The following is a 17,956-nucleotide window of genomic DNA, read 5'->3' on the forward strand; positions in this document are numbered from 1 at the left end:
CGAAGTTTCAGAACTTGAATAATTTTTATAAAAAAAAGCCGAATATCATCGCTAATATTCGGCTCTATTTTTTATCTGTTTTAATTATCAATAACTTAAAGAAAATCTACATCAATTTATTTTCTCTGTTTTACTATGATAATCGAGAGGCTTCCATGACATCTTTTACTTGTTCAACACGAGTAATTAATCGACTAAGGATGTCAGCACTGAACACTTCAAGATCAAAATCCATAATAGTCAGCTGCTTTTTGTAATCATTACGGCTCTTCATGCCAGACACTTTTACTTTTTCATTCGCAAACAGACTGGTAAGATCCTTCAATAAACCAGAACGATCCATGGCTGTGACTCTTAACGTCAATATATAAGAGCCAACAAAACCACTCCCCCACACCGTGTCGATAATTCGTTCTGCTGCATGATGACGTAATTCATCAAGCTGATCACAATCACTGCGGTGAACTGAAATACCACGACCTTGAGTTATGTACCCCGCGATAGGATCACCAGGGATCGGCTGACAACAGCGTGCTAGGTGCGTCATTAAATTATCGACACCCTCAACCACCACTGCATCATTGCGTTTTTTATTCTGCGCCTGAGCTTGTGCTTGTGCCTTCGCTTCAGATTCTTGCAATTGCTCTAACGCTTTTTGATCTTCTTGCTCAGCGGTTGGTTTATTCACTAACGCATTAATGTGATTAATCACTTGGTTAATACGTAAGTCGCCACTACCAACACCAGCAAACAACTCATCCGTTGAATTCACATTAAAGCGCTTGAGTGCGTATTGCTCTGCATCTTTTAACGTTGCGCCAATTTTTGCTAATTCAACTTCTAAAATCTCTTTACCTGCATCAAGGTTTTTTTCACGACTCTGTTTTCTAAACCAGGCATTGATCTTTGCACGAGCACGGCCAGAGTTCACAAAACCCAAGGTTGGGTTTAACCAATCTCGAGAAGGGTTCGGTTCTTTTTGGGTAATAATTTCAACTTGGTCACCCATTGCAAGGTTATGGGTAAATGGCACGATTCGTCCACCCACTTTCGCACCAATACATCGATGCCCCACTTCTGAGTGAATATGATACGCAAAATCTAAAGGTGTCGCGCCCATTGGTAGATCAACAACATCACCACGAGGGGTAAAGGCATAAACACGATCATCAAACACTTGGCTTCGTAATTCATCCAGCATTTCGCCAGAATCTGACATCTCTTCTTGCCAATCAAGCAGTTTACGTAGCCACGTAATCTTCTCATCATAACCAGTACGACTGCTGTTTGATGAGCCTTCTTTGTATTTCCAGTGCGCAGCAACCCCTAATTCTGAGTCTTCGTGCATATCCTTTGTTCGGATCTGGATTTCAATGGTTTTCCCTTCAGGGCCTAAAACAACCGTATGAATAGATTGATAGCCATTCGGTTTTGGGTTTGCAACGTAGTCGTCAAATTCACTTGGTAAGTGCTTAAACTTCGTGTGTACAACCCCTAATGCGGCATAACAATCTTGCAGTTTATCCGCAATAATGCGAACCGCTCGAACATCAAACAATTCATCAAATTCCAAGCTCTTCTTCTGCATTTTACGCCAGATACTGTAGATGTGCTTTGGACGCCCACTGACTTCGGCATTGATGTTATAACCCGCCATTTCATCACTTAACCCCGTGACAAAATCATGGATATATTGTTCACGAACAATACGTCGCTCAGACAATTGTTTTGCTATTTTCTTATAGGTATCAGGATGCTGATAACGGAAAGAGTAATCTTCAATTTCCCATTTCAACTGACCAATACCTAAACGGTTCGCTAAAGGAGCATAAAGATTATTACATTCTTTAGCCGCTGCTCGGCGAACGTCTTCAGGTTCATTTTTCACTTCACGTAAATTACAAATACGCTCAGCTAATTTAATGATCACACAACGAAAATCATCAACCATAGCCAATAACATTCGACGAATATTATCGACTTGGGAAGAGGCTGACTCTTCCCCAACAGACGCATTCAACTGACCAATCGCGTCCATCTCTTCAACGCCATCAATCAGTTTTTCTATTTCTTTATTGTAGTTTTCAGTTAACGTTTCTCTGTCTAACACACCAGATGAAACTAAAGGAAATAACTGAGCTGCAATTAAAGTCGGTTTATCCATGCTTAGGGTGATCAAGATTTCTATCATCTCTCGACCACGCCACAACAAGAGTGGACCATTTTCATGGGAATCCACTAACTCTTGGCATTGTTGATACACCTCTGTCAGTTTTTTAGAGGTGTTCTTATCTTGTTCAAGGCTGATTATCCATTCAGCTAACTCAAACGTTTCATTTTCCTTAAGATGTGCTCCGCGAACTGCGACCATGTCCGTTTCCTATAATCCAATTTTATAATGATTCTGCTTGGCTCCATTTCGCTTACCTGACGATTTCTGCCAGTTATCGCTCAAACAATGCCATAGATTCTAAATGTCCCGTATGTGGGAACATATCAAGCATACCTAGCCTAGTAAGCTTGTAACCGCGTTGAATAAGCAATTGGCTATCGCGTGCAAGTGTTGCTGGGTTGCACGATACATAAACGACGGTTTCAGGCTTCAATTTTGCCACAGTTTGCATCACTCCTGCAGCCCCTGCTCTGGCAGGATCCAGTAAAATCTTTGTAAACTTTGTGCTTGCCCACACTTGCTGATCAATCGGCTCTTCTAAATTTGCTTGATAAAACGTCACATTATCTAATTCATTTCGTTTTGCGTTAGATTGAGCGCGCTTAACCATTTCTTCAACGCCTTCAATACCTACGACTGTTTTTACTTTCTGTGCCAATGGCAAACTGAAATTACCTAAGCCACAGAATAAATCGAGTACACAATCGTCCGCATTGAGATCCAACCAAGTTAATGCTTGATTTACCATGCTGTCATTAATTGAGGCATTAACTTGAATGAAATCTTTAGGCGTAAAATAAATCTTCACACCATCAATGACATAATACGGTTCTTCGCCATATACGTGATTCAATACATCAGACTCAGGCATTAGGTATAGGATCAAATCTCGTTCTTCACAATAATGAAGTAAAGCTTGTTGATCTTTTTCATTAAATGCAGCGACATGACGAATGAGCAATACACTTCCGTTATCTGCTTGAACTAATTCAACATGACCTAAATGTCGCTTACCTTTAAGCTGATTAAGTAAGGTGTATAGCGATTCTAAATGCTGATCGAGTTCTTTTACTAAAACGGGACAATGACGAACATTAACAATTTCTTTGCTCTGTTTTTTTCTAAAACCAAAATCCAATTGATTCGTTTGTTTATTCATGATTAAACTAATACGAGCTCGACGTCGGTAATCATCCTCATTCGCAAGAATAGGCTCAGCAACATCACAAACATCAACACCTTGCTTTTTCATTAACTCTTGCAGCTTGTCATTTTTAGCGATGATTTGCTCTGCATGCTGTAAATGCTGAAGATTACAACCACCACAATCGTCATAATGCTGACAAATTGGAGCTTGGCGTTTACTGCTTTTTTTTGTCAATTTAATCAATTTAGCACGAGAATATTGTTTCTTTTGCTCAATGAATTGAATAATTGCTTGTTCTTCAGGTAAGGCGCCTTCGATAAACACCGGTTTTTTATCCACAAAAGCAATACCCGCACTATTGTGGTCTAATCGAACCACATCTACAGATAGGTGTTTTGTGTTTACCGAAGCTTTCTTTTTCGGTTTGAAGAATTGCGCCATGATTACTGCCTGATTTACAAAAATTAGCACTATTATACCAAAACGATTTGAAGATGCAGTCCTCATTTGTGTCTAAGCTTCAGGTTTATAGATTGAACAATTGAGCTTCACCTTGAACTTGATTAAGCTACACGGTTAGGGAAGTTAATTAAAACGAAGAGATATGACAAAATACGGCTTACGTGCACGAGTCATCACACTAACATTAGCACCAACGTTAATTATTGGTTTGCTATTAAGTGGCTTTTTCACCATAAACAGATACCACGATCTTGAAACTCAGTTAGTCTCAAGTGGAACCAGTATTATTGAACCGCTTGCTATTTCAAGTGAATACAGCATGACGGCAAAAAATCGTGAAGCCGTACGTCGACTGATCAGCTATGCGCATCGAAAACACTCAAAAATTGTGCGTAGTATTGCGGTGTTTGATGAAAATCATGACCTGTTTGTCACGTCCAATTTTCATCCTAACTTTGAAAGTCTCACTTTTCCTAAAGACAAACCTATCCCGCTTCTGCTTGATATTGAATTTTTAGATGATTCATTAATTTTAAGAGCGCCAATTTTAGCCGAGGGGCAATTTACCGCAAACTTTGATGCTTCCCATGTCAATGAGGCGCTAGGGTATATTGCTATTGAGCTCGATTTATCAAGCTTACGACTCCAACAATACCAAGAGATATTTTCAGCCTTATTAGTCTTAATTTTAGGTCTCAGCTTATCTGGCGTTTTTGCCTTTCGTTTGATGCAAGACGTAACCCAACCTATTTCACACATGGTAAGTGTTGTTGACCGTATTCGCCGTGGTCACTTAAATGTGCGTATCGAGAATAAATTGCATGGCGAATTAGATACTCTCAAAAACGGCATCAATGCCATGGCGATTTCTTTATCTGATTATCATGTTGAAATGCAACAAAGCATCGACCAAGCGACTTCCGATTTACGAGAAACGTTAGAACAGCTTGAAATACAAAACGTAGAGTTAGACATCGCTAAAAAACGCGCTCAAGAAGCTGCTCGAGTTAAATCTGAATTTTTAGCAAACATGTCTCACGAACTGAGAACACCACTCAACGGGGTTATTGGTTTTACTCGTCAAATGCTAAAAACATCACTGTCTGATAATCAAAAAGATTACCTACAAACCATTGAGCGATCGGCCAATAATTTATTGACCATCATTAATGACATTCTTGATTTCTCCAAATTGGAAGCGGGCAAATTACTGCTAGAGAATCTACCGTTTGATTTCCAAGACAGTTTAGATGAAGTGGTTAGCTTACTCGCCCCAAGCGCTCACGAAAAAGGATTAGAAATCACGTTAAAAATCGACCCTCGCATTCCATCTGGGTTAATTGGCGATCCTTTACGAATTCAGCAAGTACTAAACAATTTAGTTGGTAATTCAATTAAATTTACAGAAAAAGGCAACATCGATATCTCCATCGAGTTAAAACACCTTAATGATGACTTTATTGATGTGCAGTTTGTGGTTCGAGATACCGGCATTGGTATATCTGAGCGTCAACAAGCACAACTATTCCAAGCATTTAGCCAAGCGGATGCGAGTATATCTCGTCGTTATGGTGGTACTGGCCTTGGTCTTGTTATTACTCAAAAACTCGTGTCTCAAATGGGCGGAGAAATAGGATTAAGCAGTCGTCTTCATCAGGGATCTACATTCTGGTTTACTATGAGAATGCATCCAACAGAATTACCAATGATTGATGAACGAGATGTCAGCCAATTAGAAAAGAAAAAATTGCTTTTAATTGAACCTAATATGCAGTCAGCCTCCATATTACAACAACAATTTATTCACCATGGTGTCTTCGTCACTTACCGTTCTACATTGCCAGACACACTTGAAAATCACGATTATGCATTAATAAGTTTAAGCTCAAGCGATAAACCTGATGCAGAAGCATTAAAAGCAATGGTTAAGAAAATTACGCCATATTGCCCAACAATTGTAATTGGATTACCAAGTACTGAACTGGCCTTAACCGAAGAGCTCAATAAATATTCATACATGACGTGTTTATCAAAACCGTTTGCGAAGAAAAAACTATTAGATGCTTTATTAGTACAACCGAATTCTCAAATTATCGAAGCGTTACCTGATTTAATGGCGTCACATGACATGCCAAAACGCTTACCGATCAAAGTAATGGCTGTTGATGATAACCCAGCAAACCTTAAGCTAATCTCAGCATTACTGCATGAACAAGTTGAAAGTGTGGTTACCTGCAAGAATGGTATTGATGCAGTACAACAAGCAACAGAGCAAAAGTTTGATATTATTTTAATGGATATTCAAATGCCGAAAATGGACGGCGTAATGGCATGCAAAGAGATCCGAAAAACAGCCCTGAATTCTGGAACGCCTATTGTTGCGGTAACCGCTCATGCAATGGCCGGTGAACGAGAAAGATTGATTAGCGAAGGCATGGACGATTACTTAACAAAGCCAATTGAAGAGCATGTACTACAACAAGTCATCATTCATTGGAGTCCATTAACCGATCATAAGGAAGTGGAAAAAATCGTTATTCTTCCTGATAATATTCCTGATATTACAATTGATGATCCATCTTGCCCTGCGACTAGTAGCATTGATTGGAATGCAGCACTAAAACAATCAGCAGGAAAAGAAGATCTCGCAAAAGAAATGTTGCTTATGCTTATTGAGTTTATTCCAGAAGTCGATAGCTGGGTGACGAAAGCCATTGATAAAAAAGCAACAGCAGAAGATCTTTGCCACTATATCCATAAGCTTCATGGTAGCAGTTCATATTGTGGGGTATTACGACTTAAGCAATTGTGTAATTTGATAGAGACGGCGTTACGACAAGGACAAGACATTAAAAATATTGAGCCTGAGTTATTTGAACTTCAAGACGAAATGGAAAAAGTAACCTCTGACGCTCAAATCTTACTTAACTAAGACTTCCTATCTTAGTGATACGCCATTAATCAAGTAATTAGTGGCGTAGTATTAAGACTCAAAAATAACCGTCGCTACCGCATAATGACGCTCATCAGAAATGGTGAGGTGAATGTGTGACACTGAAGACTGTTGAGACAACACAAGTGCTTTACCCGAAAGCGTTAAGATCGGTTTTCCATTATCATCATTTGAAATCGTAAAATCATGAAAAGTCACTCCATGAGCAATACCAGTCCCTAAGGCTTTTGACGCGGCTTCTTTTGCGGCAAAACGTTTTGCGAGAAAACGCCCTTTTTGCTTTAATCCTTGATAACGCTCAAATTCAGACTGACTTAAGATGCGTTCAGCGAACGCATCTCCTGAGCGAGAAAGGGCTTTCTCTACCCTTTCTATTTCAGCGATATCAGTCCCAAGACCAACAATTGCCATTACTTACGAGCACCTAGCATAATTCTATGCATATCAGCGACCGCTTTCTCTAATCCATCAAACACCGCTCTTCCCATGATCGAGTGACCAATATTTAATTCATAGATTTCAGGCAATGCTGCGATAGCTTCAACATTGTGATATGTCAAACCATGACCCGCATTAACAATCAGCCCTTTACTTGCCGCATAAGTTGCTCCTGCCGCAATTTTTTTCAATTCAATTTGTTCAGCTTCTTCTGTTTCTGCATCCGCATACGCACCAGTATGAAGCTCAATAAAAGGAGCTCCACACGCAACAGCCGCATCAATCTGGGCGTTATCTGCATCAATAAACAAGGATACTTTAATACCTGCTTTTGATAACATTTGAGTTGCGGCTTTCACTTTTTCAAGTTGACCAACGACATTCAAACCACCTTCAGTAGTTAACTCTTCACGCTTTTCTGGCACAAGACAAACAAATTCTGGCTGTGTTTCTAATGCAATTCCGACCATTTCATCCGTCACTGCCATTTCTAAATTCATTCGAGTTTGCAGTGTTTCACGTAAAATTCGCACATCACGATCTTTTATATGACGACGATCTTCACGTAGATGAATCGTAATACCCGCAGCACCTGCACGTTCTGCAATTTCAGCAGCGTGCACTGGATCTGGGTATTTAGTCCCTCTTGCATTACGAAGAGTGGCTACGTGATCGATATTGACGCCAAGTAAAATTGAACTCATTTTAGAATACTCCTTGTTCTTGGAAGAAACAGTTCCCTACTTTTTAGGGGCTTACCGCCAAGATACGGCTTTAAGGCTATACGTGTAAAGCGTTTTGCCGCTTTTAATTGCTCTGGTGTTATAAATCGACGCTCACTGATAGCGATAAGTTCATCACCTTTGAAACTCATTAAAGGATCGTGTCGAATCGATGCCATGAACCCTTTCTGTTCTCTGTAGCGATACGTCATTTCAGGAGAAACCATTTCACCACTGCCTGCGCAATGCAAGAAATCCACGCCATAACCCAGTGACGACAGTAAAGCCAATTCAAAACGTCTTAATGCAGGTTCTGGGTTTTTAGTCTGAGCAAGTTCAGTCAACGCGGTAAGATAATCGAGAAATAAAGCAGGATACGGGGTTTCTTGTTCAATCACCCTTACCACTAGTTCATTAATGTATAAGGCTGAATATAAATTAATTCCAGTGAGAGGAATAGCCAGACTGATGGTTTCAGCTTGACGCAAAGTTCGCATAGAGCCTCTACCCGACCATTTCATCAATAGCGGTGTAAATGCTTGTAACACACCTTTAAGGTTTGAACGCTTACTGCGTGCCCCTTTAGAGATAATAGATAAACGGCCATACTCTTCGCTAAATACATCTAAAATTAGACTGCTTTCGCTATACGGTCTACGGTGCAGGACAAAACAACGTTGTAAGCCTTCTTCCACGTTTATTACCTATAATAAAGTTCGCAATACACTTCGATAACAACAAAAAAATCCCAAATAACTAAAATAATTTTATCTACTTAAGTTATATGGGATCTTGTTTTAGCTCTTATTTATATCTAGAGGATTATAAATCGTCGATGTAACCAAGAGAACGAAGTGCTCGCTCATCATCAGCCCAACCAGATTTAACTTTAACCCAAAGTTCTAAATACACTTTGCGATCAAATAACCCTTCCATATCAAGACGAGCTTCACGACCAATAACTTTGATCTTTTCGCCGTTCTTACCTACGACCATTTTCTTTTGGCCAAGACGTTCAACAAGGATCAAACCGTTAATATGAAAACCATCCATTTTAGGATTGTAATCAAAACGTTCGATCTCTACTGTTACCGAATATGGCAACTCTTCACCCGTAAAACGCATCAGCTTTTCACGAATGATCTCTGAAGCCATAAAGCGTTGTGAACGGTCAGTTACATATTCTTCAGGGAAATGATGAACCGCTTTTGGTAAATGATCACGAACTAGCTTTTGAACAACATCAACATTAGAGCCTGATTTTGCTGAAATTGGCACAACGTCAACAAAGTCCATTTTTTCAGTCATCGTTTGAAGATGAGCCATAACGTCATTTTTATCTTTAACGTTATCTACTTTGTTTACCAATAGAACAGTAGGGAATCCAGCTTTTCTCAGCTTATTCAATACCATTTCATCGTCTGGTGTCCAGTGAGTACCATCTACCAAGAATAAAACCAAGTTAACATCACTTAATGATGAGCTTGCAGCACGGTTCATTAAGCGGTTAATCGCACGTTTTTCTTCAATATGAAGACCTGGCGTATCAATATAAATCGCTTGATAATCCCCTTCCGTATCAACACCCATAATGCGGTGACGAGTCGTTTGAGGTTTACGAGAGGTAATCGAAATCTTTTGTCCCAATATTTGGTTTAGAAGTGTTGATTTACCTACGTTTGGACGACCAACGATAGCAATAAAGCCACAGTGTTGGTTGTCGCTAGATTCTGTTTTAGCTTCTGATGAGAAGTACGCATCTAGATCGAATTCTTTGTCATCTGACATTAGTTTACTTGTCCTAATGCTATGTCAGCAGCCGACTGTTCTGCCTTGCGGCGACTGCTTCCTTTGCCGATAACAGGCTTATCCAAGCCTGCTACGATACATTCAATAGTGAACTCTTGATTATGAGCTTCACCTTTAATTTTTGTCACAGTGTACGTTGGTAACGGCTTACGACGACCTTGTAGGTATTCTTGAAGACGTGTTTTTGGATCTTTTTGAGAGATACCTGGTTCAATCGAATCTAAGCGTGTTTTGTACCATGCTAAAATAATTCGACGAATGACTTCGGTATCACTATCAAGATAAATACCACCAATGATCGCTTCAACCGCATCCGCTAAAATTGAATCTCGACGGAAGCCACCGCTTTTCAATTCGCCAGGGCCTAAAAATAGGTAATCCCCTAACTCAAATTCACGACCTAACTCAGCAAGAGTATGACCACGAACTAGCGTTGCACGCATACGACTCATATCACCTTCATCCACTTTAGGAAAACGGTGATAAAGTTCATCAGCAACCACAAAACTCAAAATTGAATCGCCTAGAAATTCTAAACGTTCATTATGAGTTCCGTTAGCACTACGGTGAGTCAGTGCTAACTTAAGAAAGCCTTCATCATTAAATTTATAGCCTATTTTGCGTTCTAGGCGTTGTAATGGAGATGTCATATTATTTCAATCAGTCTATGCCACCGATGCGGTTAAAACGAACACCAGTAGGAATAAAGGAAGGCAGCACACTATCGCTACCACGTTCAAATTCAAAGCTGATCCAGATCCCGACCGCTTTACCAACTAAATTCGCTTCTGGGACAAAACCCCAATAACGGCTGTCAGCACTGTTGTCACGATTATCGCCCATTACAAAATAGTTACCTTCTGGTACTACCCACTCGTTATAGCCTGGTCGTGGTTGGTACATAGATACTCGATCAGAACGCATTGGGTTAACCAAAATATCATGCGTTGTATCACTTGCTAACTGCTCGGTATATTGAACTAAGTTAGTGCGATCTTGCATGAATTCACTGTCTTTCATGTTCGTTAACGGGATAATATTACACTTGCTCTCACCTTTTGGTTTCACACAAATTTGCTTAGAAGCGCTGTAAATAACAGTGTCACCAGGTTTACCTACTACACGTTTAATATAGTCGATATTTGGTTGTGGTGGATATTTAAAAACAACAATATCACCACGTTCTGGTTTACCCACATCTACAAGTTGTGTACGCCAAACAGGATCTTTAATTCCATAAGAGAATTTTTCGACCAAGATAAAATCACCGACTAAAAGCGTCGGCATCATCGAACCGGATGGGATCTGGAACGGCTCATAAATAAATGAGCGCAACACTAAAACAAGGCCAATCACTGGAAAAATAGAAACAGCTTGTTCTATCCATGCTGGTTGAGGAGCGACTTTTGCAAGTGTTGCATCATCAACTTGTCCATTCGCTTGCTCACGGGCGGCTGCAATTTTTTGTTTGCGCTTTGGTGCCAAGACGAATTTATCAATAGTCCAAATAACACCAGTAAACAGTGTTACTAAAACTAAAATCAGTGAAAAAGTGTTAGCCATTACATTCCCTTAAGTTATTAAGTGTTGCATAACAAAGAAAGCGAAGACCATTGATCATCGCTTTCTTTGAGCTGTAATAAAGCGTCATTTACGTCATTCTGAAAAATCAGAAATTATAAATTAATCTTTACCTACATGAAGAATCGCAAGGAAAGCTTCTTGAGGTAATTCAACATTACCAATCTGCTTCATGCGTTTCTTACCGTCTTTTTGCTTCTTCAACAGTTTTTTCTTACGGCTAATATCGCCACCGTAACATTTTGCGATTACGTTTTTACGTAACTGCTTAACGGTTGAACGCGCAATAATGTGTCCGCCGATTGCCGCTTGAATTGCAATATCAAACATTTGACGAGGGATGAATTCTTTCATCTTCTCAACAAGTAAGCGACCACGACCTTGTGCATTATCATGATGAGTAATGATAGCAAGCGCATCGACTCTTTCACCATTAATCAATACATCAACACGAACCATATTAGAAAGTTCATAACGTTGGAAGTTGTAATCTAATGATGCATAACCACGAGATGTTGACTTTAAACGGTCGAAGAAATCTAACACAACTTCAGACATTGGAATGTCATAAGTTAATGCCACTTGATTTCCATGATAAATCATATCGACTTGAGTACCACGTTTTTCAATACATAGGCTAATTACATTACCTAAATAATCCGCAGGCACTAGAATATTACAACGAGCAATTGGTTCACGAATTTCGTCTAAATCATTCACTGCAGGCAATTTTGCAGGGCTATCTACGTACAGTAAATCGCCATTATTCAACACAACTTCGTAAACTACCGTTGGTGCTGTTGTAATCAGATCAAGATCGTATTCACGCTCTAAACGCTCCTGAATGATTTCCATGTGTAGCATACCAAGGAAGCCACAACGGAAACCAAAACCAAGTGCTGAAGAACTTTCTGGTTCATAGAAAAGAGACGCATCATTTAAGCTTAATTTACCCAATGCATCACGGAAGTTTTCATAATCATCCGATGAAATAGGGAATAAACCAGCATATACCTGTGGTTTCACTTTTTGAAAACCAGGTAAGCGCTCTTCACAACCGCCTTTAGCGTGAGTTAATGTATCACCCACTGGTGCGCCTAAAATATCTTTAATACCACAAACTACCCAGCCTACTTCACCGGTATTTAATCCATCAGTATCCACTTGTTTTGGTGTGAAGATACCAATGCGATCAACATTCCATGATTGGCCAGTGCTCATTACTTTAATTTTGTCATTTTTCTTCAATGAGCCATGTTTAACTCGAACTAAAGAAACAACACCTAAGTAATTATCAAACCATGAGTCAATGATCAACGCTTGAGTTGGACCTTCTGGATTGCCTTCTGGTGCTGGAATTGATTTAACGATAGTTTCAAGAACTTCATCAACACCGACACCTGTTTTAGCAGAACAACGCGTTGCTTCCATCGCTTCAATACCAACGATGTCTTCAATTTCTTCTGCAACACGTTCAGGATCAGCCGCTGGTAAGTCAATCTTATTCAAGATTGGAACCACTTCTAAATCCATTTCAAGAGCGGTATAACAGTTTGCTAGAGTTTGAGCTTCTACACCCTGACCTGCATCAACCACTAATAATGCGCCTTCACAAGCCGCAAGTGAACGTGATACTTCGTATGAGAAATCAACGTGTCCAGGTGTATCGATAAAGTTTAGTTGATAAGTTTCACCATCGTTCGCCGTGTAGTTTAGAGTCACACTCTGGGCTTTAATAGTGATACCACGTTCACGTTCTAGATCCATTGAATCAAGAACTTGTGCTGCCATTTCACGGTCTGACAGGCCACCACAAACTTGGATAAGGCGGTCAGATAGTGTTGATTTACCGTGATCGATATGGGCAATAATAGAAAAATTACGAATATGCTTCATGAATGACGTGACAAACTCAATTAGTTAATGGGATTGGATCGTGAGATCAAGTAATGGGATTCTACCCAATTTCCTTGCAAGTCGCTATCTTATCCTGCGGCATTTACTGAGATAGTGTCAGAAATCGACTCGCCAAGGACTCTAATTAGACTAACTTGTTGTTCTGTTTTCTGTTCAATACGATGAGAAAGGGTTTTCGCAATAAAATACCCTCCCCACGATGAGAGCCCTGCAATTACGATTGTTGTCACCTCTCCGATACCAATTAAAGGAGAAATTAACCATTCAGAGATTAAGGCACCAAATAAAAGAAAAAACAGAGGTACAAGATAAACAATAGCAGCGGATTGAAGTAAGTTTTTCTCTGGTAAACCAATTTCAACCATTTGCCCAATCGTTAATTTTTTATCCGTATGGAAAGCCCAATGATGTACTTTTCCAGGAAGAACCTTAGAAACAATACCTGTCCCACAAGAATCTTGTGACGCACAATGATTACAACTTGTTTTTTGTTGGCAACCAACAACAACAATATCATCTTGAACATCAAGAACCGTTGCTAATGCAGTCATCATATTCTTACTTCTCCTTAACGTTGACGTCTGAAGAATCAAATACGACAGAGTTGGCAATACGCTTTGCTGTTACGGTAGGAATATCCCCAACAACACTAATTTCATATTCACCTTTGATATAACTGTGCAGCGAACGACGGCCTTGTGTCACCAGTTGCTCTTTGTGACTTAGCTTATCCGCTTCAGAAATATAGACCGAAAAATTAAACAAGCCATCAGAAAACATTTTACTTTCTACTGAACGTTGATTCATAGATAAACGATAGCGATTAAAATTAATCTTTTTAAATCCTTGCGGTATCCAATTAACCGACCACATTGCCGCTTCATTCGTTGCCGCTGGTATTTTTAGCACTTTAGGAAGCTCAACAGTCCCGAGGCGTTTTTTCATAAATTCAGTAATTTGATCGTTAACGGTGTACGAAACAACTCGGTACTGCTCAATAATATCACCGTCTCGGCTAACAAGATCGGTTCTTAAAGGCAACTTACTTCTTTCATCTATCCAAACCACGTAGGAATAACGAGCACCATCTTTTGAAACGATTCTAATAACTTGCGTTGGAGACCCTGCTTCTCTCGCTCTGCCCATCGAAATAAAATCGTAATATTGATTAAGCTCGGCCACATTTTTATGTAATAGCGGAATAATAGGCGCAACAATGGCTTCAGATTGAATTGAGAAAGGTTTACTTCCCTGTTCCAAATAACTGATTTCATCATTACGGCGGATAACTTCTCGCATTGAACCACTTAAATAGACGAGGTGAGATAACGTCATATCTTTGGTATGAGAATGTCGGTACATGAAAGGTTCAATACTGTTTTTCTTCACTAAAATGTAAGAAAGTTCGTAATTTAAACTATGGCTAGCCTCATCCATCTGATGCAACAAGGCCTCCGCAGAAGGTTTATCTTCTGCCGAGGCCATTATTGGAAAGATGCTGACCAAGGCAATTAGGCTGATCAGGATTCTTTTCATTTATTCTGCCAATGTCGAATTTTGCTCTAACAGTTCTCTATCAACAGAACCATCATGTGCATTTAAACGAAGCTGTAATTCATAATCTTGCAGCATTGCATTAATACGTTTGCGTTGCTCCATGACATCGGCTTCATTCGATGATTTAGGTACCAGAGAGTCTCGAGTTAAACTGACTGGCTCAGCTGAACCACTAAAAGGTATGGTATCAAGAACCTGTATATCACCGCTTGTTGGGATCCCATTAGGATCGTCATTGTTGTATTGTTGTACACCAACAATAACCACTAATGAAAAACACGCCGCCATCGCTACTTGGCTAAATTGAGTTAACCAACTTGGCATTGTTTTCTTTGCCTCTGAAGGCGTTGGTTGTGATGGAATAAACGCCGTCACATTATCATTCATTTGATGAGCTGCCTCACCTTCAAGAGCAAGAGCAACATTAGCAGCAATATTCCATTCTTTGCTACTTGGTGCGTCCCCTCTCATTACATCACCAATTAAGTGATAGTTTGCCCATGTTTCTGCATTGCTTGTTTCTGATAACGAAGCGATAAACGCATTGTCCATTTCTTCATTATCAATAAAAGCAGAAATTTTTGCTTTATCAGTCATTGTCTTCACCGTTTGACCGTTGGAAATCATTAACGCTGCATTAGCGGTTGAATTTTTTTCTCGACGACTTCACGAGCTCGGAAAATACGAGAACGAACCGTACCAACCGGACACTCCATTATCGCAGCAATATCTTCATAACTTAGCCCTTCTAGCTCTCGTAATGTTATTGCTGTTTTTAAATCTTCAGGTAACCCATCGATCGTCGAAAATACAATTTGTCGTAACTCTTCAGACAACGATAAATTCTCAGGGTTCGTAATTTCTTTTAATGCACTCGCCCCTTCATAATATTCGGCATCTTCGGCATCAACATCAAATGCTGGAGGCCTTCTTCCCTGAGCAACTAAATAATTTTTTGCTGTATTGACCGCTATCCGATAAAGCCAAGTATAAAACGCACTATCACCTCGGAACGTTGGTAACGCTCGGTAGGCCTTAATGAACGCTTCTTGAGCTACATCAGGAACATCACCACTATTTTTTACGTAACGAGCAACAAGATTACAGACTTTATTTTGGTACTTAATCACCAAATGATTAAAAGCTTGCTTGTCGCCTCTTTGAACTCGCTCAATCAATACCTGATCGGTTAACTGCTCACTCATTGGAGCGGGTACTCCCATGTTATTATTCTTAAATGCGCATTAAGTTTATATAACGTAATAGCTTCAATCTGCTATACCACGATTAACTTGAGCACTATGTATGAGTTTCTAAATGTTAGAAAGTTCCTTTATTATGACATTTTTTACACATTTAATATATTAAGAGCACCTAACTCCCTACCGATTATTGGCTTCACAGCAATAAAATACGATAACTTCCTCCTAATTTTATTCTTGATAATTAAGATTCCACTCAAAATGTGACGCAACCGGATAGATTCTGGTAAAATGCTCTGATAATCACAGGATAATGATGAATATATGAACATAACCAATGAACACAGTTGTGACGTCTTAGTCATAGGTAGTGGTGCTGCTGGTCTTTCACTTGCACTTAGAGTCGCACCACATGGAAAGGTGATCGTTTTAAGTAAGGGCCCACGTAATGAAGGGTCTACCTACTACGCTCAAGGTGGCATTGCTGCCGTATTTGATGAAAGTGATACTATAGAATCTCATGTCGATGACACCTTAATTGCAGGCGCTCATATTTGCGATAAAGACGTTGTTACCTTCATTGCAGAAAATGCTAAGCACTGTGTTCAATGGTTAATTGATGGCGGTGTTCCTTTTGATCATGATGATGAAAAAGAAACCGACATATCTCACCCGAGGTTCCATTTAACTCGAGAAGGTGGCCATAGCCATCGTCGCATTCTTCACGCGGCAGATGCAACGGGTAAAGCAATGCAAACGTCGTTGCAAGACAACGTCGTTAATCACCCTAACATTACAATTTTTGAACGTCATAACGCATTGGATTTAATTACTGAAGACAAAATAGGCGGTGACATTGATAAAGTCGTCGGTGCTTATATTTGGAACCGTGACGCTGAACATGTCGAAACCGTTCGTGCCAAATTTGTGGTTATAGCCACTGGTGGTGCTTCTAAAGTTTATCAATATACGTCGAATCCCGACGTCTCTTCTGGTGATGGCATTGCAATGGCTTGGCGTGCGGGGTGCCGTGTCGCGAATTTAGAATTTAATCAATTTCATCCAACGTGCCTATTTCATCCAGATGCCCGTAATTTTTTAATGTCTGAAGCATTACGTGGTGAAGGCGCTTACTTACGTCGTCCTGATGGATCTCGTTTCATGTTGGATTTCGATGAGCGTGCTGAACTCGCTCCTCGTGATGTAGTAGCCCGAGCTATTGATTTTGAAATGAAACGTTTAGGTGCAGATTGCATGTATTTAGACATTAGCCACAAGCCAGAAGATTTCATTCATCATCATTTTCCTACCATTAATGAAAAATTGCTTTCGTTTGGTATTGATATGACAAAAGAACCCATTCCTATCGTTCCAGCGGCACACTATACCTGTGGTGGCGTAATGGTTGATAAGCAGGGCCAAACAGACATTGATGGCTTGTTTGCTATCGGCGAAGTAAGTTATACCGGACTTCATGGTGCCAATCGCCTAGCATCGAATTCATTATTAGAATGTGTTGTTTATGCTTGGTCTGCCGCTGAATGCATAATTAAAGAAATGGATAAGCGAGAGCTTCCGCCATCATTGCCAGCATGGGATGAAAGCCAAGTTGAATGTTCAGATGAAGAAGTTGTGATTCAACATAACTGGCATGAATTACGCTTGTTTATGTGGGATTACATGGGAATTGTACGTACCGACAAACGTTTAGAACGAGCGCTTCGTCGCATCCAATTGCTAAAGCAAGAAACGCATGATTATTACAGTAACTTCCGAGTTTCTAATAACCTCATTGAATTACGTAACTTACTCGATGTCTCTGAACTCATGATTCGTTGTGCTATGGAGCGAAAAGAAAGTTGTGGCTTACATTACACCCTTGATTATCCTGAAGCCTTAGAAGAATCAGGCCCAACGATTTTAATACCAACGCGTGATTAATATCTAAGTAAAACGATCAATAAAAGCCCTATATAGAATCTTATCTATGTAGGG

Annotated in this window: 15 protein-coding genes; 2 read left to right on the forward strand and 13 right to left on the reverse strand. The window is 39.8% G+C overall.

Annotation, left to right across the window (positions count from 1 at the left end):
- Positions 1-133: 133 nt before the first annotated feature.
- Both relA and rlmD read right to left on the reverse strand, forming a co-directional pair.
- Positions 134-2,371, reverse strand: coding sequence for a GTP diphosphokinase (gene relA, locus AACV33_RS17400; RefSeq protein WP_017021333.1), 2,238 nt, complete (start codon positions 2,369-2,371; stop codon positions 134-136).
- Between the two features lie 73 nt (positions 2,372-2,444).
- A complete protein-coding gene (rlmD, locus tag AACV33_RS17405) occupies positions 2,445-3,761 on the reverse strand; it encodes a 23S rRNA (uracil(1939)-C(5))-methyltransferase RlmD (protein ID WP_065611540.1) in 1,317 nt (438 codons plus the stop codon).
- A 163-nt stretch (positions 3,762-3,924) separates the two neighbouring features.
- Here rlmD and barA point away from each other — a divergent pair, with 163 nt between their 5' ends.
- Positions 3,925-6,714 (forward strand): two-component sensor histidine kinase BarA, encoded by a 2,790-nt coding sequence (gene barA, locus AACV33_RS17410; RefSeq protein WP_065611538.1) that lies wholly within the window; start codon positions 3,925-3,927, stop codon positions 6,712-6,714.
- Positions 6,715-6,765: 51 nt separating this feature from the next.
- On the opposite strand, the gene acpS is transcribed toward barA, so the two are convergent.
- From acpS to rpoE, 11 genes are all read right to left on the reverse strand, one after another.
- Positions 6,766-7,146, reverse strand: a complete 381-nt coding sequence (acpS, locus tag AACV33_RS17415) for a holo-ACP synthase (protein WP_182699470.1) — start codon at positions 7,144-7,146, stop codon at positions 6,766-6,768.
- Positions 7,146-7,877, reverse strand: coding sequence for a pyridoxine 5'-phosphate synthase (gene pdxJ / locus AACV33_RS17420; RefSeq protein ID WP_182699471.1), 732 nt, complete (start codon positions 7,875-7,877; stop codon positions 7,146-7,148). Before pdxJ ends, acpS begins: the two co-directional genes overlap by 1 nt.
- Positions 7,874-8,590: a DNA repair protein RecO gene (gene recO / locus AACV33_RS17425; RefSeq protein WP_017021339.1), complete on the reverse strand. Its 717-nt coding sequence runs from the start codon at positions 8,588-8,590 to the stop codon at positions 7,874-7,876. Before recO ends, pdxJ begins: the two co-directional genes overlap by 4 nt.
- A gap of 127 nt (positions 8,591-8,717) precedes the next feature.
- Positions 8,718-9,683: a GTPase Era gene (gene era / locus AACV33_RS17430; protein WP_012550996.1), complete on the reverse strand. Its 966-nt coding sequence runs from the start codon at positions 9,681-9,683 to the stop codon at positions 8,718-8,720.
- A complete protein-coding gene (gene rnc / locus AACV33_RS17435) occupies positions 9,683-10,354 on the reverse strand; it encodes a ribonuclease III (RefSeq protein ID WP_012550997.1) in 672 nt (223 codons plus the stop codon). Before rnc ends, era begins: the two co-directional genes overlap by 1 nt.
- A gap of 10 nt (positions 10,355-10,364) precedes the next feature.
- Entirely contained in the window at positions 10,365-11,267 is a 903-nt protein-coding gene (gene lepB, locus AACV33_RS17440) for a signal peptidase I (protein ID WP_017021340.1), read from the reverse strand.
- A gap of 120 nt (positions 11,268-11,387) precedes the next feature.
- Positions 11,388-13,181, reverse strand: coding sequence for a translation elongation factor 4 (gene lepA, locus AACV33_RS17445; protein WP_182699472.1), 1,794 nt, complete (start codon positions 13,179-13,181; stop codon positions 11,388-11,390).
- Between the two features lie 89 nt (positions 13,182-13,270).
- Complete coding sequence (locus tag AACV33_RS17450) at positions 13,271-13,756, reverse strand: SoxR reducing system RseC family protein (RefSeq protein ID WP_012551000.1); 486 nt, start codon at positions 13,754-13,756, stop codon at positions 13,271-13,273.
- A gap of 4 nt (positions 13,757-13,760) precedes the next feature.
- Entirely contained in the window at positions 13,761-14,738 is a 978-nt protein-coding gene (gene rseB / locus AACV33_RS17455; protein ID WP_012551001.1) for a sigma-E factor regulatory protein RseB, read from the reverse strand.
- A complete protein-coding gene (locus tag AACV33_RS17460; protein WP_017021342.1) occupies positions 14,739-15,356 on the reverse strand; it encodes an RseA family anti-sigma factor in 618 nt (205 codons plus the stop codon). It abuts the gene before it with no gap.
- A 29-nt stretch (positions 15,357-15,385) separates the two neighbouring features.
- Positions 15,386-15,964, reverse strand: coding sequence for an RNA polymerase sigma factor RpoE (gene rpoE, locus AACV33_RS17465; RefSeq protein ID WP_026025385.1), 579 nt, complete (start codon positions 15,962-15,964; stop codon positions 15,386-15,388).
- Between the two features lie 321 nt (positions 15,965-16,285).
- Between rpoE and nadB the strand changes: the two genes are divergently transcribed.
- On the forward strand, positions 16,286-17,902 hold the full coding sequence (gene nadB, locus AACV33_RS17470) for an L-aspartate oxidase (protein ID WP_012551004.1): 1,617 nt from the start codon (positions 16,286-16,288) through the stop codon (positions 17,900-17,902).
- The last annotated feature ends 54 nt before the right edge of the window (positions 17,903-17,956 follow it).

This window comes from Aliivibrio sp. SR45-2 (assembly GCF_963890165.1).
In the GTDB taxonomy this organism is placed as follows: domain Bacteria; phylum Pseudomonadota; class Gammaproteobacteria; order Enterobacterales; family Vibrionaceae; genus Aliivibrio; species Aliivibrio salmonicida.

Bases quoted from the DNA above. Each gene is read 5' to 3' on its own strand.
- relA (WP_017021333.1), bottom strand. From the start codon at position 2,371: ATGGTCGCAGTTCGCGGAGCACATCTTAAGGAAAATGAAACGTTTGAG.
- rlmD (WP_065611540.1), bottom strand. From the start codon at position 3,761: ATGGCGCAATTCTTCAAACCGAAAAAGAAAGCTTCGGTAAACACAAAA.
- barA (WP_065611538.1), top strand. From the start codon at position 3,925: ATGACAAAATACGGCTTACGTGCACGAGTCATCACACTAACATTAGCA.
- acpS (WP_182699470.1), bottom strand. From the start codon at position 7,146: ATGGCAATTGTTGGTCTTGGGACTGATATCGCTGAAATAGAAAGGGTA.
- pdxJ (WP_182699471.1), bottom strand. From the start codon at position 7,877: ATGAGTTCAATTTTACTTGGCGTCAATATCGATCACGTAGCCACTCTT.
- era (WP_012550996.1), bottom strand. From the start codon at position 9,683: ATGTCAGATGACAAAGAATTCGATCTAGATGCGTACTTCTCATCAGAA.
- rnc (WP_012550997.1), bottom strand. From the start codon at position 10,354: ATGACATCTCCATTACAACGCCTAGAACGCAAAATAGGCTATAAATTT.
- lepB (WP_017021340.1), bottom strand. From the start codon at position 11,267: ATGGCTAACACTTTTTCACTGATTTTAGTTTTAGTAACACTGTTTACT.
- lepA (WP_182699472.1), bottom strand. From the start codon at position 13,181: ATGAAGCATATTCGTAATTTTTCTATTATTGCCCATATCGATCACGGT.
- AACV33_RS17450 (WP_012551000.1), bottom strand. From the start codon at position 13,756: ATGATGACTGCATTAGCAACGGTTCTTGATGTTCAAGATGATATTGTT.
- rseB (WP_012551001.1), bottom strand. From the start codon at position 14,738: ATGAAAAGAATCCTGATCAGCCTAATTGCCTTGGTCAGCATCTTTCCA.
- AACV33_RS17460 (WP_017021342.1), bottom strand. From the start codon at position 15,356: ATGACTGATAAAGCAAAAATTTCTGCTTTTATTGATAATGAAGAAATG.
- rpoE (WP_026025385.1), bottom strand. From the start codon at position 15,964: ATGAGTGAGCAGTTAACCGATCAGGTATTGATTGAGCGAGTTCAAAGA.
- nadB (WP_012551004.1), top strand. From the start codon at position 16,286: ATGAACATAACCAATGAACACAGTTGTGACGTCTTAGTCATAGGTAGT.